We start from the raw sequence: 22,594 nt of genomic DNA, 5'->3' as shown, positions 1-22,594 counted from the left end.
ACTTGCAAATATGCCAAGGTCCTGCACTGCCATCCCTGTACTTATACGACGAAATCCCGATTTTATACATGTCGGGGACCTATCAGTGAACAAAACTAAAAACAGTGCCGTCATCAGACAGCACTGTTTATGATCGTAGTGGCAATGCTTAGTGGCCGAGCGCGAGAATCTGCTCGACGCGCTGGGTTTCATTGAGGTGCGGACATGTATAGCAGCATCGCCCGCCCTCCAGCCGGTATTGGAAGCAGCATTGGTGCCGGATCTGGATCGGCTCTCCCTTGCCCGACGGATGGGGAATCATCGTATAGGAAGTGTCGAGGGGCTGGCCTTTTTTCAGGCCAAACACGGACGGATCGGCTGCTTTGGTCAGGTAGTGATAGTCGTCGGCAATCTGCCTCTTGAGCTCTGCAGACTCCGCCGCATCCTGCCAGCGCTTGTAGTAAAAATGCACAAGGTACGAAGCGTGGGCCCACAGAACATGGGCTTTAACAGAAGTAGCTGCACAAAGTGCCGCAATCAATGGCTGGATCGTACCCGCAAACAGTTCGCGGACGACCTGCTCCCGCCACTGTGCGCGGCTTCCGTCTTCCGGTCTGCTGACGGATTGATCAAGCAGGACAAATCGCGGAATGCTCCAGCTTTTTTCTCCTGTTAACACAACATTGGCAAGAGAAAGCTGCAAGCCCACCGAATCATGGGACATGGCATGCAGAGCGCCGGTCATCAGAGCGAGGAACCGTTTAAAGAAGAGGGATGCCGTCACAACGCTGCCGGGAGATCCGATCTGTTCTCCTACCTGCCGCAGAAACATCATGCTTGTCTCTTTTCGAAGCAGACCTTCGGCTGAAAAGACAAGCGGAGCATTGATCTCATCGGCAAACGAGATGCGGTATTTCTGCTCAAGTACGGCTGTATTCCAATCGGTCCCCATCGGTTCCATCCTTCCACTGTGTTAATTCATGCCGTTATCAATGATTTTCATTATCAGTTACAACTTATTATATGCCTCCGTCTTCTCGGTTACAAGTGTTTGCGAAAAAAACTTGAAGATCTTGCCGATTGTACCTGTCTGCAAAGGCTCCGCCTTCTGTTGTTTTTTGAAACAAGCTGTTATCATCCGGATTTACATGAAAAAGGCCGTAGAGACTTACCGCCCTACAGCCCTACAGCCTTACACCAAACTATTCACCAAACTATTCGCGTTCTATGCAGCAATCTGCATCCATCCAGCTCTTCAACCAACGACTGGCGCTATATTTTAAATGCGGAGACAGTATCCTGCAGCTCCTCCGCCAGCTTGGACAGCGATGTCGCCGAAGCGGCTATCTCCTCCATGGAAGCCAGCTGCTCTTCCGTAGCGGCCGAGACATTTTGCGTGCCGTCTGCCGTGACGTCGGATCCTTCGGCGATCAAGCTGATCACTTCGACTACCTGATCGGTATGGGCTGACACCTGCTGAACTGCGGCGGAGACATCCTGGATCTGCTCGGTGACGTCCTGGATCGAGTACTGGATTTGTCCGAAGGTTTCTCCTGCCTGATGAACGGCCGCGATGCCGGACTGCACTTCCCGATTCCCCGCCTGCATGGAATCGACTGCCCGCACGGTCTCCTCCTGAATCGTATTGATCAACTTGGCAATCTGTGCGGCCGACTGGGAAGACTGCTCGGCGAGCTTGCGGACCTCGTCCGCTACGACGGCAAAGCCTCTTCCGTGCTCACCGGCCCGGGCCGCCTCAATCGCCGCATTCAATGCCAATAGATTGGTCTGTTCTGCAATTCCCGTAATCACTTCGATAATGTGGCCGATCTCTTGGGAATGTTTGCCCAGTCCTTCTACAGCCCCCGTCAGATTGCGTATGGAATCGTGAATGGCGCTCATTTGCTGTACCGCGGCTTGAATAGCCTGATTTCCTTCGCCTGCCAGCTCCGCCACCTGAACAGCTGTAGAAGACGCACTCTGCGCATTGGCCGCGATATGCTGGATGCTGGCTGTCATTTCACGAACCACTCTGGAGCCTTCATCGACGCTCCTGACCTGCCTGTCCGTTCCTGCTGCTACCTCCTGAACGGTCACGGCAATTTGTTCTGTCGCCTTGCTCGTTTGTTCCGCGCTTGCCGTCAACTCCTCGGCAGACGCCGCCACCTGCTCTGATGACGTGCTCACCTGACGGATCAAGGTTTGCAAGCTGGCTGTCATTTCATTAAAGGACTGCGTCAGGCTGGCAAACTCGTCCCGATTCTTGATGATCAACGGTTCCACGCGCAAATTTCCAGACGCCACCTCTTTTACGTTTGCCACCAGCTTAACGAGCGGATTGCGGATATTTCTGGTCAAACCAATCGCCAGAAGAATCCCGCCAGCGAGCGAGATGACAAGCAGGAGCAGTGTATCCCGCATGCCGTCCCGATAAAGCTGATAGCTTTCCGCGACCGCTTGATTGGCCCCCTCGCTGTTTCGTTTCTTTAATTCATCCACGTATTGCTGCCGTTCCTTGAACAGCATGTCGGCTTGCAGGCGTAGCTCTTCCAACCGCTTCAAATCCTCCGGCGTAGCCACGGTGGACACGTCTATTTCCTTCCCGGACTCGACAATGCGATTATTGAACGTCTTATAAACCTCAAGGGTTCTTTGCAGGTTCCCAAAAATTTCAGCATCTTCACTGGTTTGAACCGTCTTTTCGTAATCCTTGGTTTTTTCCTCCACATAGAGAAACTGCTCTTCGATTTGTTTGACGATTTTCTCTTTGTCGGCCGCATTTACTGTGGCATACAGGCTTTGATCGTAGGCGTAGATCGTCTGGAGTGCGGCATTTATTTCCAGCACCGCCTGCAGACCGGGCATCCAGCCGTCGGTAAACTCCGAAACCTTCTCGTTCAGCTTGTGCATTTTGTATACGGCCAAAAAACCGGAAAGGATCATGATGACAAGCAAGATCGAAAAAGCCCCGCTTAATTATTGAAGTGCACCCCTTAGAATGGACATTGGATTAAACCCCTGGTAAATCCGATGAAATTTAAGGGGTGCATTTTTTATGGTGAAAAAGGGGCAAACGTTTAGAAGTTATTCTCACGAATTAAAGGTGGAAGCCATACGACTGCATATCGAAGAAGGATGGACATACCGTCGAATCATGGAGCATCTGGGGATTCCGGACCGCCACCGGCTTAAAGTATGGATGAAAAAATATAAACAGTTAGGCGAATTTGGGTTGATGGATCAACGAGGTAGACGTGAAGAATATGTTGATCAAGATCGATATGTTAAAAAGCTAAAACGAGAGAACTCGATGCTAAAAAAGTGTTTGAAAATCTGGATGCGGGAGGTGCAGCCCATAAGTATGAGGCGATCAAGCAAGTAGCTGGTGAGTATACGACTAGTGAACTTTGCAAGCTGTTTGGAGTCTCAAGAAGTGGATACTATGCATACTTGAAACGGCAACAAGCGGACCGGGACAAGCCCGTGAAAGACCTCATCAAAGTAGTTTATAAGAAGTATGATGGTAAATATGGGTATCGACAAACCCAGCTGTTTCTCTTACGAGATCACGGGGTATGGGTCAACCATAAGAAGGTACTACGTCTGATGCAAGAAATGAAGCTCCGTTCTCGAATACGCCGCAAATATCGAGGTCACTATGCTTCAACCGAAGGTGGACGAGTCGCTGAGAATGTGATGCAGCGGAATTTCAAAGCGGATGCACCTAATCGAAAATGGGTAACCGATGTCACACAGTATCGTGTCGCGGATACGTGGCTCTACCTGTCTGCTATTAAGGATTTGTTTAATAATGAGATTGTGGCTTACCACATTGGAGTTCGCAACGACAATCAGTTGGTCCTACGGACCTTTGAGAAAGCCTTTAAAAAGACGAAAGACGTGACTGGACTGATCGTTCACAGCGATCAGGGATTCCAGTACACGTCCTACGCTTACCACGACATGTTGCCGAAGGTTGGCGCCCAAATCAGCATGTCTCGGAGAGGCAACTGTTATGATAATGCCTCGATGGAGAGCTTCTTCTCGCATCTCAAAACGGAAGGGCTCTACCCTTATGATATCCGAAGTGTGGATGAGGCACAAAGGCGAATTGAGGAATATATTCAATTCTACAACCAAAGTCGACCACAACGAAAATTAAAAAGGCTGACGCCTGTTGAATTCAGACGTCAGCTGTCGGTCTAACGGTCGGGTTTTTTCTTACTGTCCACTAAATGGGGTCTTGACCATTATTTCCCTATGGTCATTTTCATGCAACCACCCGCTTCGTTCGGTTAAATTTTTTGGTTTAGCTTGCTATGTATTTCCCGATTTTTTTACAAATGAAACCAGAGGGAGAAAACTTTCTGAAAGTACCAACAATGCCGCCTCGACCTCGCGATGCATCTGTAGGATAATAGTTTGAAAAACAGTATGAGTCAGCACTGTGGGAAGAGGAGGAAGCCACTGTGAAACACTATGATGTCATTATTGTCGGGGCCGGTTCCATGGGAATGGCAGCCGGCTACTACCTGGCCAGGCAAGGGGTCCATACCTTGCTGATCGACGCCGGCGACCCGCCGCACCAGATGGGAAGCCACCACGGCGACACGCGCATCATCCGTCATGCATACGGAGAAGGCGAGCTGTATGTGCCATTGACGATTCGGGCCATGGAGCTGTGGAAGGAGCTGGAGGAGGCATCAGGAAAGCGCCTGTTTGTACAGACAGGCGTACTAAGCGGCGGTCCTCGCGACTCTCGCTTCGTGCAAAATGTGCAAAAGAGTGCAGAGCGCTATTCGCTTCCGCTGGAGGTTCTCAGCGCGAAAGAGGCAGCTAAGCGTTGGCCGGGGATACACATGCCAGACGATTTCACCGGGTGCTACGAGCCTACCTCCGGTGTCCTTTACAGCGAAGACTGCATCCGGGCCTATCGCCAGCAAGCGCTTCTCCACGGTGCAGAGCTTCTGGTCAACGAACGGGTAAAAGAAATTTCTGCGGCGCCGGATGGAGCGGTGGTCGCAACCGAACATGGCACCTACGCCTGCGACAGGCTGCTGATCAGCGCCGGAGCATGGAACCCGGATGTACTGACTTCTCTCGGCCTTTCCCTGCCACTGACGCCTACGCGAAAAACGGTCTCCTGGTTTGAAGCAGACGAGAGCCTGTACCGTTCCGACCGGTTTCCCGCATTTATTTTTGATTTGCCGGACTCGATCTTTTACGGCTTCCCCAGCTTTGACGGGGCTGGTGTCAAAATCGGGCGCCATGACGGCGGCCAACCGGTGCACCCCGATCAACTCGACCGCACGTTTGGGACGTGTCCTTCCGACGAAGCGGATACCCGCTCGTTTCTGGAAAAATTCATGCCGCAGGCAGCCGGGCCGTTGCGTCAAGGCAAGGTATGCTTGTACACCTTTACTCCGGACGAGGATTTCATCATCGACAAGCATCCAGAGTACCCGCACATCGTCATTGCCGCCGGTTTTTCCGGACATGGCTTCAAGTTTGCAAGCGCGGTCGGAGAGGCTGCCAGTCAGCTGTTGACCAGCGGAACTGCGGTCCATGACCTGTCCCGTTTTGCCATCGGCCGCTGGTAGGCGCCCCATAACAACAACAGGCCGGGAAGAGTCGAAACCTCTACCGGCCTGCTTTCATAACGGCTTTCATAACGGCTTTCATCACAGCTCCCATACTGCCGACCCGATCTCCGCCCTGATTTTCCCGGCTTCTGTCTCCGTGCTTCCAGACATGAAGCGGATTCCCCCGGTATCCTCAAAAGCAGCCAGGTATGCAAAACCAGGCCGCGTCGCCTGGCTCAGCAGTTGGGCGCGTCTCGTCGCTCCGGGTCTGCGCTTGCCGTTCAGATGATGGAGGATCCCCTCCGCGGTTTCGACACCGATCCCATGCCCAAAATATCTGCCATTGCCCAAGTCGACGGCATTTTCCCCCTGCCACTCCGGCTCATCCAGCCGGTACTCGGGATTTTCAAAGTAGAGAATATCCCCTGGCAAAAAGGTGCGCGTTTGCTCTGTAGTCAGCCGAAGATCCTGATCATACCTCCAGTCATAAAGCAAAATGCCTCTGAACAATTGGTCAAAATCTGCCCTGCGAATCGTCTGCAAAACTGCGTGATACAAAATAATGACCATTGCGGTCGCGCATTCAAACGCATAGGCATGGCCGTTTCGGAAAATGTCTTCGATAGCGATGGACGGAGGCACCTCGGGCCGGAGCATGCACCCTCCGTAATCCGTCCGCACCCAAAACCTTTCGTTGCATCTCGTCTCCTCAAAGGTGGCAAAAGCCAGGCCGCTCCGGAACAGCTGCAGGGAGGAAACGACAATTTGATTGCGCAGTCTGAGCTCGTAGCGGAGCAATTCGGCATTTGGATAGTCAAACACTTCCCCCGCCCGAGCCATTCTGTCGACAGTCTCGCGCTGGACGCTGTTCAAACGCCATTCGCTGGCCAATGCCGCCGGGTCGACTGGCATTCCTGCGATACTGATCACGCCTGATATTCCCCCTTCCTGACGCATTGCTACACTGTATGCAGGCTGGGCGGGATTATCACTTTTCTGGCTCGGCGTTGGGAAAAACGTTCGTAGTTCCGGCTGCAGTGGAGGAGATGAAAAAGGGAGAAAACGCTTCAGGTTCGGTGGGACACCGCATGGGGCTGACCTGCCTGGGATTGTGTCCCAAAGACCTTCGCTGTTTTCTCCCTTTTTCATCTCTACAGCGTTTGGTGTTTTCTAGGTTTATGACAGCCGATTGATCCACTTTCCCATGAAAAATACGTCATCGCGGGTGAAGCCTAGCTTTTGATAGAACGCTCCGACTCGCACGTTATCTTGCGCCACCAATAAATTCATCTTATCGCAGCCGACTGCCCTCATCCGCTCCTCCAGCTCGTTCATAAGCAGGCGTCCGATTTGTTTGCCCTGGGATTCTGGATCGACGGCCAGGTGATAGACCCATCCCCGGCGACCGTCGAAAGCACCCATGACGGCACCGATTAACTGGTCTTGCTCGGTGGCTACCAGAAACAGCTCCGGGTCGCGCTGCAGTTTTTTTTCGATCGCTTCCCGGCTGTCGGAGGGCGACAGGGTCAGCCCTGCACGCATCCATAGCTCTACTACCGCCTCATAGTCTGTCATCTGGAAAGAACGAATGTCCATCGTCTCATCACCTTGGTGGAAGATTTGAAATATTGAATGATTATACTACAAATTTTGGCGGCTTATCGGCCAAGGTTTGGAATAGAAGGGACTTTAGACTTTATTCCGCTCGTTTGGTTAATCGTAGATGCGGCATAATAAGGCTCGGGTGATCACAATGGTACGGTTTATGAAGGGAAGCTTGACGGAGATGAGATCATCATCGGTTCTTTTGTGGCAACCACCTCATTCCATACAACCTTGTACAGAATGGAAGACGGACATCTGCTTTTTACTGACCTGAATAAACAACTTCATGGGGCAGATAGTGTTCGCGTAACCGATGACCTTTTCTTTGAAGTGCGTCAAGCGACAGACTCGAGTCCTGACATGTACAAATACAGGAATAAGAAGCTGATTCCTATTTTTTAGCGTGATTTTCTGAGCTATGGGAACTTGATTCTGAAGAGGCAGAAGTCACGGAAAGAGAAATCTAATCCGGTAAACTGGAAGATCGAGATAATGACTGCTCCCCAGCTTTTGAATTTCTCCCCCCATATTGTCGAACATATTGAACAATGTAGTTATCAAGTTCTTGACTTAATTCAATTACAGAATGATGGGAGATGCCTTTTTCCTTTGCAAGGTTGCATAATTGCATTCGTAACTGTTCTATTTGGAATATTAGTTTATTCTGTTCCAATTTCAATTCCCCCAAAATTGGAGTCTTCTCATAGGTTCTAGGACATACTTAGTTTTTATTATAAATTCTGTCGCAAAATTCATTTAACAATCGGATAATTATAGACGTTTTACAAAATTCAACAAAATTCGTCTAATTGATAAAAAAATACCCCATCTCCTAATGAAGTGCACCCCTTAGAATGGACATTGGATTAAACCCCTGGTAAATCCGATGAAATTTAAGGGGTGCATTTTTTATGGTGAAAAAGGGGCAAACGTTTAGAAGTTATTCTCACGAATTAAAGGTGGAAGCCATACGACTGCATATCGAAGAAGGATGGACATACCGTCGAATCATGGAGCATCTGGGGATTCCGGACCGCCACCGGCTTAAAGTATGGATGAAAAAATATAAACAGTTAGGCGAATTTGGGTTGATGGATCAACGAGGTAGACGTGAAGAATATGTTGATCAAGATCGATATGTTAAAAAGCTAAAACGAGAGAACTCGATGCTAAAAAAGTGTTTGAAAATCTGGATGCGGGAGGTGCAGCCCATAAGTATGAGGCGATCAAGCAAGTAGCTGGTGAGTATACGACTAGTGAACTTTGCAAGCTGTTTGGAGTCTCAAGAAGTGGATACTATGCATACTTGAAACGGCAACAAGCGGACCGGGACAAGCCCGTGAAAGACCTCATCAAAGTAGTTTATAAGAAGTATGATGGTAAATATGGGTATCGACAAACCCAGCTGTTTCTCTTACGAGATCACGGGGTATGGGTCAACCATAAGAAGGTACTACGTCTGATGCAAGAAATGAAGCTCCGTTCTCGAATACGCCGCAAATATCGAGGTCACTATGCTTCAACCGAAGGTGGACGAGTCGCTGAGAATGTGATGCAGCGGAATTTCAAAGCGGATGCACCTAATCGAAAATGGGTAACCGATGTCACACAGTATCGTGTCGCGGATACGTGGCTCTACCTGTCTGCTATTAAGGATTTGTTTAATAATGAGATTGTGGCTTACCACATTGGAGTTCGCAACGACAATCAGTTGGTCCTACGGACCTTTGAGAAAGCCTTTAAAAAGACGAAAGACGTGACTGGACTGATCGTTCACAGCGATCAGGGATTCCAGTACACGTCCTACGCTTACCACGACATGTTGCCGAAGGTTGGCGCCCAAATCAGCATGTCTCGGAGAGGCAACTGTTATGATAATGCCTCGATGGAGAGCTTCTTCTCGCATCTCAAAACGGAAGGGCTCTACCCTTATGATATCCGAAGTGTGGATGAGGCACAAAGGCGAATTGAGGAATATATTCAATTCTACAACCAAAGTCGACCACAACGAAAATTAAAAAGGCTGACGCCTGTTGAATTCAGACGTCAGCTGTCGGTCTAACGGTCGGGTTTTTTCTTACTGTCCACTAAATGGGGTCTTGACCACTAATCGAGAGGGGTATCCATTTTTTATAGGGAAACACTATGCTTACATTATTAATTTCAGGGCACCGATCTTCTCAAAGTAATAGATGCTTTGCATATAGGCTTCCATCCCTTCATCAATAAGTCCATTCGTCATGAAATAATTACCTTTTAGCTTGTAAAATCTCCCTAACTCAGAATATTGATAGGGGTCGTTATCGAAAATCTGAATTTTTTTCTCCTCTTCCTCAAGAAAACTTTTAATCGAATTAAGGTCACTCACTTTGCACAGTGCATCAAATAACTCGGTGAGTCTAAATATCCGGTTAACTTCTGTGGTCTCAACCAGACATTCCCTTAACAAGGGAATAGCTTCCTCATATTTGCCTGTTCTTGAATAAACAGTCCCGCGAAAAAATTTAATCCGTTCAATGATAAATCGGTAATTTAGCTTTTCAAATAAATCAAGGTGTTGTTCTAAAGCCCTATAATCTCCCAGGAACATATATGAATTGCAGATTGCCAAGGCTACTCGCTCTTTTAGCTCATTGTGTGTAAGATCTGCGGCGTGTCCCATCTTTCCGAACTCAATACATTTTTCATACTTTTTCATAGCATGAGCATGAAAAGCCATTTTGTAATAAATGGTTACCTTTTCCTCATTACTCAAAAAATCAACATAGTGCAAGATTTCTTCTCCGGTGTTATAGGTCTCTTCTAATCGATTGAAATCATCTCTTTCTATCAGGTATTTGTTCAATAGTCCTTTTGCCAGAAACCGCTGCATTCCACGTTCTCTGGCATACTTTATAATTACGTGGTATAGCGGCAGCTGAAATCTTAGATCTGATAAAGAGGAAACAAAGTTGTACAGTCGTTCCATTAAGGAATAGCTTTCCTCATAAGGTGTCTCAAGAATCCGCTGAGCAACTCTTGCGGCCAGTGGAACATTGAACAACCGAATTGGGTCTGTCAAGATTTTTGTGTAAACTCAATCAACCAATATATGAAAAGGTTTCATCCCCCTAATTGGGCCATTTTTCGAAACCAATAGAGTCAAGGGCGAAAGGCGAAGCGAACCCTTGACGCGTTGGTGGAGAGAAAGATAATCCCTTCGGGGATGAAGCCTTTCATTTGTTAACGGATGTACGGCTGTACCCGATCTTCAAAGAAAACGGATAGCTGTAAGAGAATCTGGCCCCAGTTCTGAACTCGTCCCGTCCACTTTCGTAGAACATCCATGGTTACGAGATATAACATCTTCAAAAGGGCATCATCTGTGGGAAACATGGCTTTTCCTTTTGTCACCTTTCGAAGCTGTCGATGATAACTCTCGATCACGTTAGTTGTATAAATCAGCTTTCGAATCTCTGGAGGATATTTAAAGAAAGTGGCAATCTCGTCCCAGTTATTCCGCCAGGAACGAACCATCAAGGGATATTTACTGCCCCAGGTTTGTTCAAACTGCTCAAGCTCTTCCAACGCGGCTTGCTCCGTTGGAGCTTTATAGATGGGTTTTAGCTCGGACGTGATCTTTTTGAGATCCTTATAGGAAACATACTTGATGGAATTTCGGATTTGATGGATAACACATTTCTGAATCTCCGTCTTCGGATAACATGCAGAGATGGCTTCTGTAAAGCCACGAAGATTATCGACGCTTGTAATGAGAATATCCTGGACTCCACGATTTTTCAGTTCGTTGAGGACATGCAGCCAGAATTTTGCCGATTCATTCTCCCCAATCCAGATCCCAAGCACATCTTTATGACCGTCAAGGTCAATACCAATGACCATATAGGCGGCTTTATTGACGATAGCTCCGTCCTGTTTTACCTTAAAGTGAATGGCGTCAAGGAAAACAACAGCATAAACCGCTTGCAAGGGGCGATTTTGCCACTCTTTGATCATCGGTACAATCTTATTCGTTACATTTGATATGAGCGTTGGTGAGACTTCGATGCCATAGAGCTGCTGCAGATGGTCTTGGATATCGCGTGTGGATACGCCTTTGGCATAGAGAGCAAGAATTTGATCTTCGATCCCTGTAACATTGGATTGATGTTTCTTTACAATGTTTGGTTCAAAATCACCCTCTCGATCCCGAGGGACTTGGATGTCGACATCCCCGTACTCAGAACGGACGGTTTTCTTGCTATACCCATTGCGACTGTTGGTTGTCCGCTTGTTTTTCATGTCATGCTTGGCGTATCCAAGAGAGGACTCGATTTCAGCTTCCAGCATTTCTTGGATTGTGTCTGCGAATAGATCCTTTAACGCTGACTGTACGTCGTCCACTGACTTCATGTTTTTCTCTTTGATCCACTGCTTGATCTGCTCTTTTGACATCATAAAAATCTCCCAACCTTTCTACTCCTAATTGTAGTTTAGAGGTTGAGAGTTTACACAAAATATTTTACAGACTCACCGAATTGCCTCATTAAGCAGTCCAAATAACACCTCAGGACGTTTATCGATTTCAATATAGAGTTCAACAATCTTATCAGTCGGAATATTCAATACCTTAGCTAAGGGCATTGTTATTTTTAATCCCGGACGCCTGGTACTTCCGTTTTCAATCTTTGCAATGACTCCTTTGTGAACACCCGTCAATCTAGCTAGTTGTGAAATACTTAAGTTAGACTGTTTTCTATATTTTTTTAGGACATCTCCGATGGTTGCAAATTCAAGTGTATGTACACTTTCCTTCACGACTGCCACCTTCCAATAAACTGTTCCCATTTCTCTAACAGTCAGTTTTCACCCAAATATTAACATTGGTGCATTTGTTTTGTAAATTGAAGGTTTCTTTTATTACCCAAGTTCAGTAAAGCAAAAGTATAGAAATGAAAACTATCATTCCAATCCTAAAAAATAAAAAGATAGAGCAGCAAGAACTTTCCCCTTGCCTCTCTATCCTTAACTACTCTTATCTTTTTCCATCCCTCACAACAACCACGACTGCACGACAGGGAAAAACACGTACGCCCAAACAACCGTGATCATCGCCCCGGCGATGACCGCCAGCGTGGCGCTGCTTCCCTCGACATCACCGCGCTCGAACGCTTTTGCCATGCCGAGCGCATGGGCGCCCATCCCGTACATCAGCCCGACGGCGAGCGGATGCTGGAGCCGCATGCGCTTGATGATTTTCGGTCCGAGAAAGACACCGGCAAAGCTGGTCAGCATGACAAATGCTGCAGTCAGCTCAGGCTCTCCGCCCAACGCCTTCGATAGATTGACCGCTACCGGCATGGTAATCGAGCGAGGAATGACGCTGACGGCGGCTTCACTCCCCAATCCGAGGAAGAAGGTGCTCACCACCCCGGCCAATACAGCCGACAGAGAGCCGAGCGCCAGGCTGCCGACGATCATCCGCCAATTTGCCGCAAGTATCGGCCAGTTCCGATAGAGCGGGATGGCGAAGGCGACCGTCACCACGTCGAGCATGTCTGCAAAGAACGACGTCGCTTCTTTGTATCTTGCAAAGGGGAGATCGAACAGCAAAACGAGCAAGACGATTCCCAGCGGTGCCAGGATGGCCGGAGAAAAGAGCAGACCCGCCTTTTTGGCGCTGATGCGCTTGGCTCCCCAATACAAGGCGAGGGTAACAGCAACGCTACAGATTTTCCACAGAATCACGCTGCTCGCTCACCCCGCTCCATCGGAACAGCCGCTGGGCCAGAACTCCTGTGGAGATCATCACCAAGGCCGTTCCGCTGACGACCACGGCCAAAACGAGAAGCCCTTTTACACCCAGCATCCACGGGTATTGGACAATGCCCGCAATCGAGGGGATAAAGAACAGAATCATTTCGGACAGCAGCAAAGCCGCTCCCGCTTCCACCCATTTCAGGCGGATCAGGCCCGATTGCAGGGCCGCGAACAGCAGGCCAAGGCCGATCAGGCTGCCAGGTATATGCAGTTGGAAAAACGCTGCTGCCGCTTTTCCCAGCCAGGCAAACACAAATAAAATCAATATCTGCGGCAATGCCGTCAGCCATTTTTTCATCGAGACCACCCCCGGTGCCAGCTAACTGATAGCACCATTGTAAGGGGCCCTCTTGCTATTCGTACAATATATAAACATCATCAAATCTATGCAAAAAAGTTATACATAGGCGTGCTCGCGGACAAATCCGATAAACGCCCGGGCGGCGTGGGACAAATAACGATCTTTGCGGCAGATCAGCGCATACGTCCAATCGATGGGCGGCCAGGAAAGGGCGACGACGTGAAGGCGGCCTTTGTTCAGGCGCTCGGCCACGGACCGCGGTACGAGGGATATGCCCATCTGCGCGGCGACCATCTCCCCGACAAAATCCCACAGCGAGCTCATGTAGGCGACCTTCGGCTCAAAGCCGGCCCGCAAGCACGCTTGCCGGACCACGTCATGCATCGCGTACTCCTCTGTAAACAAGACGAATGACTCGTCTTCAAGCTCCTTCAGATCGACGCTCTCTCTCCCGTACAGCCAGTGCTCCTGGTGCACGATGGCGACCATCTCCTCGGACCGCAGCGGGATTGCCTCGAAGCGTCCCTCGTCCACGGGCAGCACGGTCAAGCCGATGTCGATATGGCCTTGCTCGACCTGTACTTCCAATGGCCTCGCGCTGTACTCCCTCATTTCAAGCTCGATATGCGGGTAGCGCTTTTTGAAGCCGGCAATAGCCGCCGGCAGCAGAAACGCACCTACCGTCGGCAGCAAGCCAAGCTTGACGAATCCCCGCTCCACCTGGCGCAGCTCTTCGATGGAAGCCGTCAAGTCGCCCATGATCTGCAGGACTCGCTGGGCGTACTCAAAGACGAGCTGTCCGGCATCGGTCAATTCGATTTTCCGCTCGGTCCGGTCGAGCAGGATAACATCCAGTTCCGTCTCCAGGCTCTTGAGCATTTTGCTGATGGACGGCTGCGAGACATGGAGCACCTCTGCCGCCCGGGTAAAGCTTTTCTGCTTCGCCACCTCGGCGAAGTACTGAAGCTGCTTGATGTCCATGACAATAGCTCCGATCAGGAGATGGTGAACACTTCATGCTTGCCGGACAGCTCGACAAAGAGGTTCATGCCCGCGATCTGTCCCGCTTTCAGCTTGTCCGCCACCCCGTAATGCTCCACGCAGGTCTTGCATCCGTACACGGGGACTCCCTGCTCCTCCAGCTCCTTTAAATGAAGATGGGCGAGCGATTGCTCTGTCAGGTTGAAGACGCCGCGGTTCATGCAGAAGATGGCGGCCGGTTTTTGCTCTGCCTGTTTGACGTGTACGAGAAAGGTCTCCATCACGATTTCTCCGAGCTCGGGCTCTCCTTTTCCGAATTGGTCGGAAGCGAGCAGGATGACCTTGTTATGCATGGTTTGTTCCTCCTTTTGCAGGTATCGTTGTTACCAGCTTACCATACATGAGCGGTGGATCAGAAATGCTTTGGCTGGTTTTGACCAGTTGATGAAAACGAACATGACAAATTTAACATGCTTGTAAAAAAGACCGCTCCGAAATAGAAAATTTCTACTCGCGGAACAGTCTCTCATTTTACGGATAGATAGTCGCATCACATGCAATTCTTAAAAAAGTTGCAGCAAGTTGACTATAACAAAAAAATTTCAATTTGGTAGTTATCGTTTCAATATGGTAGTAAGGTTTCAATATTCACTACCTTACCTATTCCCTCTCAACTTACAAATCCTCGTTAGCCAACTCATACATTGCCCGCGCATACATCGCGGCGGACTTGAAGAGATCGTCCAGCCCGATAAACTCATCCGGCTGGTGGGCAAGCGACACTTTGCCCGGGAACAGCGGTCCGAAAGCGACGCCGTTCGGAATGTGGGCGGCATATGTGCCTCCCCCGGTGGAGAGCAGCTTGGGCTCTTCGCCCGTGGCGTAACGATAGACGCGCTGCAGCACCTGGATGACCGGATGCAAGCGGTCTACGTGGTGCGGCTTTTTGATGATCGGCGGCTCAACGATGAAGCCGTACTTGCCGACGCTCTTTTCGATCTGCGGCAGGATGCGGCTGTCATCGTCGCAGACGGGGAAGCGGAGGTTGATATGGAAGAAAGACTCGCCCTCCGGCTCGTACTGGATGATCCCCGAGTTGATCGTCAGCGGACCGGTAATCTCGTCCTCGCTGGCGATTCCCAGCGCCCGGCCCCGCCAATCCTCGAACAGATAGGCATCCGTGCAGGCCAAAAAGCGCTGCGCATCCTCCTGGAACGAATAGTCCTTGAGAAAATGAATCAGCAGAAGGCCCGCGTTGATCCCTTGGTCAGGCTCCATCCCGTGGGCTGATTTGCCCTCCAAATGAAAGCTCGCTTCTCCGTCTTCCAGCAGCACCTGTCCGGGGCGGCCGCAAGCAGCCAGATAGGAGCGAAACTCCTCTGCCAGCGCCTCCAGCCTCTCCTCTGGACCTGCTACCCTGGCCCGGGCCGCTTCCGGCACCATATTGGGAACGCCGCCTGCAAAAAACGATGCCAGGAAAAGCCCGGATCGGTCGTTTTCATTTGCCGAGGCGCTTGCCCCTATTTGCCGCAATACCACTCTCGTGTTGATCTGCCCTTTCTCCGCATGGACGATCGGGAAGTCCGCATCGGGCGCAAAGCCGGTCAGCGGCTTCTTCTCCATCACCTTGTAGTGCTCGATGCAGCGGCACTGATTTTCTTCATTGGTCCCGAAAATGAGGCGGATGTTCCGCTTGAGGGCAAGCCCGGACTCCTTGACGATTTTCAACGCGTAAAAAGCAGCCAGCGTCGGTCCCTTGTCGTCGATAGCGCCGCGCGCATACAGCTTTCCGTCGCGGATGGACGGCTCATACGGCGGGCTTGTCCATTCTCCGGTCGCCGGTACGACATCCAGATGGCAGAGGACGGCGATATAGTCGTCATCTGGCGCTCCCGGGCCGTACTCGGCGTAGCCGTAGTAGCCCGCCTCATTTTTTACGCGAAAGCCCTCACGGCTGGACAGCTCGAGCATATAGCTCAGCGCCCGCGCCACCTCGGCCCCCATCGGCTGATCCGGTCCTGCCGTCGACAGGTCGTACGTGCTCGGGATGCGCAAAAGGCCGCCCAAATCCTCCAGCAGCTCCTCTTTTCGCCGTTGTACCTCATCCATCCAGTCCATGCTCTTCACCCTTTTCCGTCTCGTTCCCTTTATCTGTCAGGTCAAGCTTCGTTCTCTCCAGCCGACCGTGTCATCCATTTTCGGCGCCCGCTCATCCAAAAGCCAGCAAGCCGCCTGATGCGTATCCGAGCAGCGCATGTGCTCCGGCTGATACGACAGGCAGATCTCCAGCGCGTACGGACAGCGCGAGGCGAATCCGCAGCCCTTCGGCGGGTCCAAGAGGTCCGGCGGCGTACCCGGAATCGCCATCAACTGCTCCTCTTGCATGTGCAGCTTGGGCATGGAGGCCAAGAGTCCCATCGTATACGGGTGCTTTGGCTGGTAAAAGATTTCGTCCACCGTGCCGACCTCGACGATTTTTCCCGCGTACATCACCGCCACGCGCGAGGCCATGTTGGCGACGACCCCCAGATCATGGGTAATCAGGATGATGGCCGTCCCCGTCTTTTCCTGCAAATCTCTCATCAGGTCGAGAATTTGCGCCTGGATGGTAACGTCGAGTGCGGTCGTCGGCTCGTCCGCGATCAGAATTTTCGGGTTGCAGGCCAGCGCCATGGCGATCACCACACGCTGCCGCATGCCCCCGGACATCTGGTGGGGATACTGCTTGTACCGCGTCTCCGGCTGCGGGATGCCGACCAGCGCCAGCAGCTCGACCGACCTTTTTGCCGCCTCTGCCTTGCTTACCTTTTGGTGCTTCAAAATGACTTCGTCGATCTGCTTCCCGACGGTCATCGTCGGATTGAGCGAGGTCATCGGGTCCTGGAAAATCATCGAGATTTCCGCGCCGCGAATGTCCTGCATCTCCTTTTCCGACAGCTTGGCCACATCCCTGCCCTCGAACAGGATTTCTCCGTTCTTGATCCGTGCCATCGGGCTGGGCAAAAGACGCATCAGGCTTTTGGAGGTGACGGACTTGCCTGAGCCGGATTCGCCCACGATGGCGAGCGTCTCTCCCTTGTCAAGCTCCAGGCTGACGCCGCGCACCGCCTTCACTTCCCCGACATACGTCGAGAAGGACACTTCCAAATCCCTGACTTCCAGTAGTTTGTTCATGTCGCTTCGCTCCTCGTCATGATGCTATTTGCGCATTCTCGGGTCAAGCGCGTCCCGCAAACCGTCGCCCAGGATGTTAAAGGTAACCATGATGGCGATGATCACGATAGCCGGATACAGGAGCAAATGGTACTGCGTATTGATCGCCTGATATCCGTCGTGAATCAGCACGCCCAGTGAAGCCATCGGCTCTTGCAGGCCAAGGCCGATAAAGCTCAAAAACGCCTCGGTAAAGATCGCCGACGGAATCGTAAACATCGTATTGATCACGATAATCCCGATCGTGTTGGGAATCAAATGCTTCAAAATAATTTGCGTATTGGATGCTCCCAGGGAGCGAGCCGCGAGCACATATTCCTGCTCCTTCAGCTTGAGGATTTGCGCACGCACCAGACGGGCCATGTTTACCCATCCGGTAATGACCATCGCCAGCATGATCGTCATGATCCCCGGCTCCATCACCATCATCAGCAAAATGATGATGATCAGGCTCGGAATCCCGATGATGATCTCGACGATCCGCTGCATGACATTGTCCACTCTGCCGCCGATCAGGGCGGAGATGGCTCCGTACGCGACACCGATCACGAGATCAAGCACCGCTGCCAGCACAGCGATCAACAGCGAAATGCGGGTGCCTTCCCAGATGCGGGCCCATTGATCGCGGCCGAACTTGTCCGTCCCCAGCCAGTGATCGGCGTTCGGCGCCTTGTACACTGCACTGTAGTCGGTATCGTAATACGTATAGGACGTCATCCACGGCCCGATGATGGCCAGCACCCCCAAAAGGATCAGGATGATCAGACTGACGATGGCCGCCCGGTTTTTCCGCAGCCTCCGAAAGCTGTCCTGAAAGGCTGTGAGAGGGGGCCGTGAAATTTTTTCCGGTTCTTTCGCGCTGACGCTGGCGGGTCGAAATAAATGGTCCAGACTCGCTTTTTCTTGCTGCTGCATGTTCTCACTCCCCTCCCGAAGCCAGACGGATTCGCGGATCGATCACGCTGTACAACATATCGACGATCAGCATGATGAACACGTAAAACGCGCTATAGAAAATGGTGATACCCATGATCGTGGAATAGTCGTTCATTTTGATTGAATCCACAAACAGGCTTCCGATGCCGGGTACCCCAAAAATGTTTTCGATAACTAGTGATCCGGTCAACAGATTGACGACGATCGGACCTAAAATGGTGACGACAGGAATCAGCGAGTTGCGAACGGCGTGCCGCATGACTACTGCCATATTGGTCAATCCCTTCGCCTTTGCCGTCGTAATGTAGTCCTGCTGCAGTACCTCCAGCATTTCATTGCGGGCAAATCTGGCAATGATCGCGACTACGCCCACGGAGAGTGCGACGGACGGCAGGATCGAGTTTTCGTAGCTGTCCCAGAAAGCGACAGGCAACAGCCCCCACTTGAGACCGACGTAGTATTGCAAGAGTGCTGCCAGAACGAAGTTGGGGACCGAGACCCCCAGCACGGCGATAAACATCGTGAAGTAATCCCAGGCGGAATTATGCCGGTAGGCTGCGATAATTCCCAAGATCAGGCCGATCGACAAACCGAGTACGACCGCCTGCAGACCGATCAGGGCGGATGGCCCGATCCGGTTTGCGATAATGTCTTTGACGGGCATGTTTTTATAGGTAAAAGAAGTACCAAAATCGCCTTGAACGACGTTCGCCAGGTAGCGCACATATTGAACGTACACCGGCTGATCCAAACCGTAGCTGGCGTACAAGAGCTGCCGCTCCTCTACGGGCAGTCTGTTCAGTTTTTCCTCGTCAAACGGCGTACCGGGAAGCTGTTTCATCAGAAAAAATGTAGCCGTCGTGATGACAAACAGGGTGATGAGGAGATACACCAGCCGCATGCCGATATATCGTTTCATGCGTACACCTCCTGTAGCAGAAAGATAAGGAAGAAGAGAAGGGGCTTCTCTTCTTCCCGCAAGTCAAGCTGTTATTCCACAGTTGCGTACTTGTATTCCACCGGGGAACCGTACGGATGGAAAATCAGGTTTTTCACGTGCGGCTTTTGCAGGAAGGAGTTTCCTCTGTAGAACAGCGGAGAAACTACCGCGTCTTCGGCCAGGAGGATTTTTTCTGCTTCCAGCAGCATGTTGATCCGTTTTGTTTCATCGACTTCTTTTTTCGCGGATGCGATCAGCTCATCGTACTTCGGATTTTCGTAGTTGCCGCGGTAAGGCGTATGGTTCGCCCACAGGTCGAGGTACGTCATCGCATCGTCGTAGTCCGCTCCCCATCCGGTTACGCCGAACTGGTAGTTGCCTTCGTCCATTTGCTGGTTGCGTGCTTTTACGGTTTTCGTTTCAACCGTTACGTCAATCCCGAGGTTTTTCTTGTATTCGCTTTGCAGGAAGGTACCCAGGTCCTTGGAAAGGGAATCATCCGGTACCAGAAGCTTCAATTGCGGCGCTTTGCCCAATTCCTTCACGCCTTGCTCCCAGTACTCTTTCGCTTTCGCCGCATCGGCCTTGATCAGATCGCCCTGCAGGTCGCGGAACGATTTGTGGTCGACACCGCTCATCTGGACCGGAATCATGCCGGTTGCCGCTTTGGAGCCGTTGTTTAAGATCACTTGCTCCAAAATGGTCGCATCATAGGCAAGCTGCAGAGCCTTGCGGATGTTCAGGTTAGACGTGCCTTCCCCTTTGGTGTTGAACTGGATGTAGTTGGTACGGAACTCGATGTCTGTCGTATACTCAGGGTCGTTTTTGAAGGTGTCAACGTCTGCAGAAGAGAGCATGACGCGGTCGAGCTCGCCTGCCTTGTAAGCGTTAAGCGCTGTGCTTTGCTCCTTGATGACCTTCAGGTTGATTTTTTCCACTTTTACATTGGCATTGTCCCAGTAGTTTTCGTTTTTCACGAGCGTCGCTCCGGAAGCCGGGTCAAACGAGGTCAGCTTGTACGGGCCTGCATACAGCATGTTTTCCGGTTTCAGTGCGTAATCCGCGCCCTTCTCTGTTACAAACTTCTCGTTGAGCGGGAAGTACAGGATGAAGGTAGTCAGACGCAGGAAGTACGGTGTCGGCTGGTTCAGCGTAACCACCAGTGTCTTGTCGTCTTTCGCATCGATTGCGACAGCATCCGCGCTGCCTTTTCCGGATGCGTATTCAGCGCCGCCCTTTATGTAGTCGGACAGGATGAAAGCATAGCCGCCTTTGGAGGTTTGCGGGTTCATCGCTCCGAGCCAGGCGAATTTGAAGTCGGCTGCGGTGATCGGATCGCCGTTGCTCCACTTGATCCCGTCACGCAGGGTAAATGTATAGGTCAAGCCGTCTGGAGAGACTTCCACGCCTTTTGCCAATGCAGGCTGCGGCTCGTGCTTCTCATCGAGGCGGTACAGACCTTCACTGACGTTGTTCAGCACGGAGAACGAAATGTTGTCCGAGGTAGAGAACTGGTTCAGGTCTTTAATCTCGTTTTCAAAGGAAAGGTTGATAACGCTTTCTTTTTTCGCTTGCTGACCGTCTGCCGCGGGTGCTGTTCCTCCGGGAGCACTGCCCGATCCCTTATCGCCGCTGAAGTTGCATCCCGTGGCGACGAGGCTGACCAGCATCAGTAGACATAGCAAGGATGTGGACCACTTCTTCTTCATTGATCTGTCCCCCTATTTTTGGTGTCAGAAGTATATTTGCATAAAGACGGCGCTTTCACTTTCATGACGAAGCGCTGTCTCATACACGAGTAACAGCATCGCACGGCTCTTTTCTCAAGCGGAGAAAGCCAGACGATCAGCAGGAGAGAAACAGGCCGACTGCCTCATGTAGCCAACTGCCTTAGGGAACCGACTGCCCTAGGCAAAATCGGCTCCGGCCAGCGGGGCGAAGTGCTGCAGCGCCAGAGCGCCCGCGCCGATCACGATGGCTTCTGCCTTCAGCTCCGAAGCGATGATGCGGAAGGTTCCCTTGAACGGCTCCCAGATCACTTGCTCGCAGTGCTCGTGAACCAAATCCACGATTTCGGTGTAGTTCTCGATCAAGTCTCCGCTGAGAATCACCGTATCCGGGTTGTACATGCAGACGATATTGTTGATCGTAATCCCGATGTACAGGGCTGTGCGAGAGACGATCTCCTTGGCCCAGCGCTCGTCGGCACGCGCCGCTTCGAACACTTGGCCGATGTCAGTGATCTCCTTGACGCGCCGCGCTTCGGTGATGAGGGCGTTTTCGTCTACATAGGTCTGCAGGCAGCCGCGCTTGCCGCATTCACACAAATTGCCGTTGGGGTCCAGGGTCGTATGCCCAAGCTCCCCGGCACTGTTCGATCCTCCTCGGAAGATCTCCCCGTCGATAATCAGTGCCGAACCGATACCGGTACCGATCCCGATCAAGGTCGTCTTCGTCGACCCCTTGGCCGAACCGTACAAGTATTCAGAAAGGATTTTCACTTTCAGGTCGTTGTCGATCACCGTCTTGATCCCGAGGATTTGTTCCACCAGAGCTGCAAACGGCACGTTTTTCCAACCGAGCGTACTGGAAAACTGGACAATCCCTTTTTCGTAATCGATCACGCCAGGGACACCGATTCCGATGCCTACGACTTTCTCGGGTGAAATCTTGCATTTCTTGATCAGGCCGGAAATCTCTCGGCCAATCAATGCTGCCGTTTCCTCAGGCGAGGACTCCAATGCCGTGTGAGCGACGCGGTGATGCTCTACCACCGTTTCGCTGAAATCCATCATCCCGAATTTGATGCGCTTTTTTTCGATTTCGACTCCCACGGTATAAACGGCGTCCGCTATGATGTCCAGCTGGACCGCCTTGCGTCCGACACCCGAGGATGTCAAATCCGTCTCCTGCACCAAGCCCTCCTCGCACAGCTCGCTCACAAAGCGGCCGACGGAGGTGGCGCTCATTTTGGTGATCTTGGCCAGTTCGGCCCGGGAAATCGGACGCTGCTTTTTAATGATGTCCAGGATCATCTGCTTGTTGTGCTGCTTGATGACGTCCTGGTCCTGCTTTACGATTTTTTTCATCACGGACATGCTCCTCTTCCACATATTCGCGTTTCAAGGTTTATTTATCCAACAGTGTTATAAATTGTGTGATTAAAGATGGATAATACTCCGATCAAACACGAGGAGCAGACGATTTTTGCTTTATTTCGGTCGGATAGCTTTTTTAATTTCTCCATTGGTGTTAATA

The 22,594-nt window shown here is 51.1% G+C and carries 22 protein-coding genes and 1 pseudogene; 5 read left to right on the top strand and 18 right to left on the bottom strand.

From position 1 onward, the window contains the following. Window positions 1-148 precede the first annotated feature (148 nt). On the bottom strand, window positions 149-931 hold the full coding sequence (locus tag NSQ24_RS05115; RefSeq protein ID WP_003390977.1) for an IucA/IucC family C-terminal-domain containing protein: 783 nt from the start codon (window positions 929-931) through the stop codon (window positions 149-151). A 320-nt stretch (window positions 932-1,251) separates the two neighbouring features. Further along, window positions 1,252-2,943, bottom strand: a pseudogene (locus NSQ24_RS05110) (methyl-accepting chemotaxis protein); the annotation flags it as partial. 91 nt (window positions 2,944-3,034) lie between these two features. Here NSQ24_RS05110 and NSQ24_RS05105 point away from each other — a divergent pair. The 3 genes from NSQ24_RS05105 to solA all read left to right on the top strand — a co-directional run bounded on the left by NSQ24_RS05105 (window position 3,035) and on the right by solA (window position 5,579). Beyond that, window positions 3,035-3,361, top strand: coding sequence for a helix-turn-helix domain-containing protein (locus NSQ24_RS05105; protein ID WP_024985204.1), 327 nt, complete (start codon window positions 3,035-3,037; stop codon window positions 3,359-3,361). Continuing rightward, complete coding sequence (locus tag NSQ24_RS05100) at window positions 3,301-4,185, top strand: IS3 family transposase (RefSeq protein ID WP_155808033.1); 885 nt, start codon at window positions 3,301-3,303, stop codon at window positions 4,183-4,185. Before NSQ24_RS05105 ends, NSQ24_RS05100 begins: the two co-directional genes overlap by 61 nt. Window positions 4,186-4,448: 263 nt before the next feature. Continuing rightward, window positions 4,449-5,579 carry an N-methyl-L-tryptophan oxidase gene (gene solA / locus NSQ24_RS05095; protein ID WP_003390975.1) on the top strand — a complete coding sequence of 377 codons (1,131 nt, stop codon included), beginning with the start codon at window positions 4,449-4,451 and terminating at the stop codon, window positions 5,577-5,579. Window positions 5,580-5,660: 81 nt separating this feature from the next. Here solA and NSQ24_RS05090 read toward each other — a convergent pair whose 3' ends face one another. The 3 genes from NSQ24_RS05090 to NSQ24_RS05080 all read right to left on the bottom strand — a co-directional run bounded on the left by NSQ24_RS05090 (window position 5,661) and on the right by NSQ24_RS05080 (window position 7,839). Continuing rightward, window positions 5,661-6,491, bottom strand: a complete 831-nt coding sequence (locus tag NSQ24_RS05090; RefSeq protein ID WP_003390971.1) for a protein-glutamine gamma-glutamyltransferase — start codon at window positions 6,489-6,491, stop codon at window positions 5,661-5,663. A 246-nt stretch (window positions 6,492-6,737) separates the two neighbouring features. After that, window positions 6,738-7,157 carry a GNAT family acetyltransferase gene (locus NSQ24_RS05085; protein ID WP_003390968.1) on the bottom strand — a complete coding sequence of 140 codons (420 nt, stop codon included), beginning with the start codon at window positions 7,155-7,157 and terminating at the stop codon, window positions 6,738-6,740. Window positions 7,158-7,629: 472 nt separating this feature from the next. Further along, window positions 7,630-7,839 (bottom strand): aspartyl-phosphate phosphatase Spo0E family protein, encoded by a 210-nt coding sequence (locus NSQ24_RS05080; protein WP_227277798.1) that lies wholly within the window; start codon window positions 7,837-7,839, stop codon window positions 7,630-7,632. A gap of 238 nt (window positions 7,840-8,077) precedes the next feature. On the opposite strand from NSQ24_RS05080, the gene NSQ24_RS05075 reads away from it, so the two are divergent. After that, window positions 8,078-8,404: a helix-turn-helix domain-containing protein gene (locus tag NSQ24_RS05075; RefSeq protein ID WP_024985204.1), complete on the top strand. Its 327-nt coding sequence runs from the start codon at window positions 8,078-8,080 to the stop codon at window positions 8,402-8,404. Then, window positions 8,344-9,228 carry an IS3 family transposase gene (locus tag NSQ24_RS05070; RefSeq protein ID WP_155808033.1) on the top strand — a complete coding sequence of 295 codons (885 nt, stop codon included), beginning with the start codon at window positions 8,344-8,346 and terminating at the stop codon, window positions 9,226-9,228. The genes NSQ24_RS05075 and NSQ24_RS05070 overlap by 61 nt, the downstream gene beginning before the upstream one ends. 87 nt (window positions 9,229-9,315) lie before the next feature. On the opposite strand, the gene NSQ24_RS05065 is transcribed toward NSQ24_RS05070, so the two are convergent. The 13 genes from NSQ24_RS05065 to NSQ24_RS05005 all read right to left on the bottom strand — a co-directional run bounded on the left by NSQ24_RS05065 (window position 9,316) and on the right by NSQ24_RS05005 (window position 22,425). Next, window positions 9,316-10,038 carry a hypothetical protein gene (locus tag NSQ24_RS05065; protein ID WP_339167364.1) on the bottom strand — a complete coding sequence of 241 codons (723 nt, stop codon included), beginning with the start codon at window positions 10,036-10,038 and terminating at the stop codon, window positions 9,316-9,318. Window positions 10,039-10,388: 350 nt separating this feature from the next. Next, a complete protein-coding gene (locus tag NSQ24_RS05060) occupies window positions 10,389-11,603 on the bottom strand; it encodes an IS256 family transposase (protein ID WP_338462527.1) in 1,215 nt (404 codons plus the stop codon). Between the two features lie 72 nt (window positions 11,604-11,675). Next, entirely contained in the window at window positions 11,676-11,963 is a 288-nt protein-coding gene (locus NSQ24_RS05055; RefSeq protein WP_339167363.1) for a helix-turn-helix transcriptional regulator, read from the bottom strand. A 234-nt stretch (window positions 11,964-12,197) separates the two neighbouring features. Further along, window positions 12,198-12,893: an LrgB family protein gene (locus NSQ24_RS05050; protein ID WP_339167362.1), complete on the bottom strand. Its 696-nt coding sequence runs from the start codon at window positions 12,891-12,893 to the stop codon at window positions 12,198-12,200. Further along, complete coding sequence (locus NSQ24_RS05045) at window positions 12,871-13,263, bottom strand: CidA/LrgA family protein (protein WP_031932111.1); 393 nt, start codon at window positions 13,261-13,263, stop codon at window positions 12,871-12,873. Before NSQ24_RS05045 ends, NSQ24_RS05050 begins: the two co-directional genes overlap by 23 nt. Window positions 13,264-13,362: 99 nt before the next feature. Beyond that, complete coding sequence (locus NSQ24_RS05040) at window positions 13,363-14,247, bottom strand: LysR family transcriptional regulator (RefSeq protein WP_024985382.1); 885 nt, start codon at window positions 14,245-14,247, stop codon at window positions 13,363-13,365. A gap of 14 nt (window positions 14,248-14,261) precedes the next feature. Next, complete coding sequence (locus NSQ24_RS05035) at window positions 14,262-14,600, bottom strand: DsrE family protein (RefSeq protein WP_003389248.1); 339 nt, start codon at window positions 14,598-14,600, stop codon at window positions 14,262-14,264. A gap of 322 nt (window positions 14,601-14,922) precedes the next feature. Beyond that, window positions 14,923-16,365: a dipeptidase PepV gene (pepV, locus tag NSQ24_RS05030; RefSeq protein ID WP_031932110.1), complete on the bottom strand. Its 1,443-nt coding sequence runs from the start codon at window positions 16,363-16,365 to the stop codon at window positions 14,923-14,925. A 36-nt stretch (window positions 16,366-16,401) separates the two neighbouring features. Continuing rightward, complete coding sequence (locus NSQ24_RS05025; protein WP_003389251.1) at window positions 16,402-17,421, bottom strand: ABC transporter ATP-binding protein; 1,020 nt, start codon at window positions 17,419-17,421, stop codon at window positions 16,402-16,404. 24 nt (window positions 17,422-17,445) lie between these two features. Further along, window positions 17,446-18,375 carry an ABC transporter permease gene (locus tag NSQ24_RS05020; protein ID WP_003389253.1) on the bottom strand — a complete coding sequence of 310 codons (930 nt, stop codon included), beginning with the start codon at window positions 18,373-18,375 and terminating at the stop codon, window positions 17,446-17,448. Window positions 18,376-18,379: 4 nt separating this feature from the next. After that, window positions 18,380-19,315, bottom strand: a complete 936-nt coding sequence (locus tag NSQ24_RS05015; RefSeq protein WP_024985380.1) for an ABC transporter permease — start codon at window positions 19,313-19,315, stop codon at window positions 18,380-18,382. Between the two features lie 71 nt (window positions 19,316-19,386). Continuing rightward, window positions 19,387-21,045 (bottom strand): peptide ABC transporter substrate-binding protein, encoded by a 1,659-nt coding sequence (locus NSQ24_RS05010; RefSeq protein ID WP_122959020.1) that lies wholly within the window; start codon window positions 21,043-21,045, stop codon window positions 19,387-19,389. A 198-nt stretch (window positions 21,046-21,243) separates the two neighbouring features. Further along, window positions 21,244-22,425: an ROK family transcriptional regulator gene (locus tag NSQ24_RS05005; protein WP_035980150.1), complete on the bottom strand. Its 1,182-nt coding sequence runs from the start codon at window positions 22,423-22,425 to the stop codon at window positions 21,244-21,246. Window positions 22,426-22,594 lie beyond the last annotated feature (169 nt).

The sequence above is a fragment of the Brevibacillus sp. FSL L8-0520 genome (assembly GCF_037963895.1).
Lineage (GTDB): Bacteria > Bacillota > Bacilli > Brevibacillales > Brevibacillaceae > Brevibacillus > Brevibacillus borstelensis.
The sequence above is the reverse complement of the archived record's forward strand: the minus strand, read 5'-3'. Positions and strand labels throughout refer to the sequence as shown.

Excerpts from the sequence above, each read along its gene's own strand:
- NSQ24_RS05075 (WP_024985204.1), top strand. The coding sequence starts at position 8,078 with ATGGTGAAAAAGGGGCAAACGTTTAGAAGTTATTCTCACGAATTAAAG.
- NSQ24_RS05010 (WP_122959020.1), bottom strand. The coding sequence starts at position 21,045 with ATGAAGAAGAAGTGGTCCACATCCTTGCTATGTCTACTGATGCTGGTC.
- NSQ24_RS05020 (WP_003389253.1), bottom strand. The coding sequence starts at position 18,375 with ATGCAGCAGCAAGAAAAAGCGAGTCTGGACCATTTATTTCGACCCGCC.
- NSQ24_RS05065 (WP_339167364.1), bottom strand. The coding sequence starts at position 10,038 with ATGCAGCGGTTTCTGGCAAAAGGACTATTGAACAAATACCTGATAGAA.
- NSQ24_RS05085 (WP_003390968.1), bottom strand. The coding sequence starts at position 7,157 with ATGGACATTCGTTCTTTCCAGATGACAGACTATGAGGCGGTAGTAGAG.
- NSQ24_RS05060 (WP_338462527.1), bottom strand. The coding sequence starts at position 11,603 with ATGATGTCAAAAGAGCAGATCAAGCAGTGGATCAAAGAGAAAAACATG.
- NSQ24_RS05045 (WP_031932111.1), bottom strand. The coding sequence starts at position 13,263 with ATGAAAAAATGGCTGACGGCATTGCCGCAGATATTGATTTTATTTGTG.
- NSQ24_RS05105 (WP_024985204.1), top strand. The coding sequence starts at position 3,035 with ATGGTGAAAAAGGGGCAAACGTTTAGAAGTTATTCTCACGAATTAAAG.
- NSQ24_RS05005 (WP_035980150.1), bottom strand. The coding sequence starts at position 22,425 with ATGAAAAAAATCGTAAAGCAGGACCAGGACGTCATCAAGCAGCACAAC.
- pepV (WP_031932110.1), bottom strand. The coding sequence starts at position 16,365 with ATGGACTGGATGGATGAGGTACAACGGCGAAAAGAGGAGCTGCTGGAG.
- NSQ24_RS05015 (WP_024985380.1), bottom strand. The coding sequence starts at position 19,315 with ATGAAACGATATATCGGCATGCGGCTGGTGTATCTCCTCATCACCCTG.
- NSQ24_RS05035 (WP_003389248.1), bottom strand. The coding sequence starts at position 14,600 with ATGCATAACAAGGTCATCCTGCTCGCTTCCGACCAATTCGGAAAAGGA.
- NSQ24_RS05025 (WP_003389251.1), bottom strand. The coding sequence starts at position 17,421 with ATGAACAAACTACTGGAAGTCAGGGATTTGGAAGTGTCCTTCTCGACG.
- NSQ24_RS05115 (WP_003390977.1), bottom strand. The coding sequence starts at position 931 with ATGGGGACCGATTGGAATACAGCCGTACTTGAGCAGAAATACCGCATC.
- NSQ24_RS05040 (WP_024985382.1), bottom strand. The coding sequence starts at position 14,247 with ATGGACATCAAGCAGCTTCAGTACTTCGCCGAGGTGGCGAAGCAGAAA.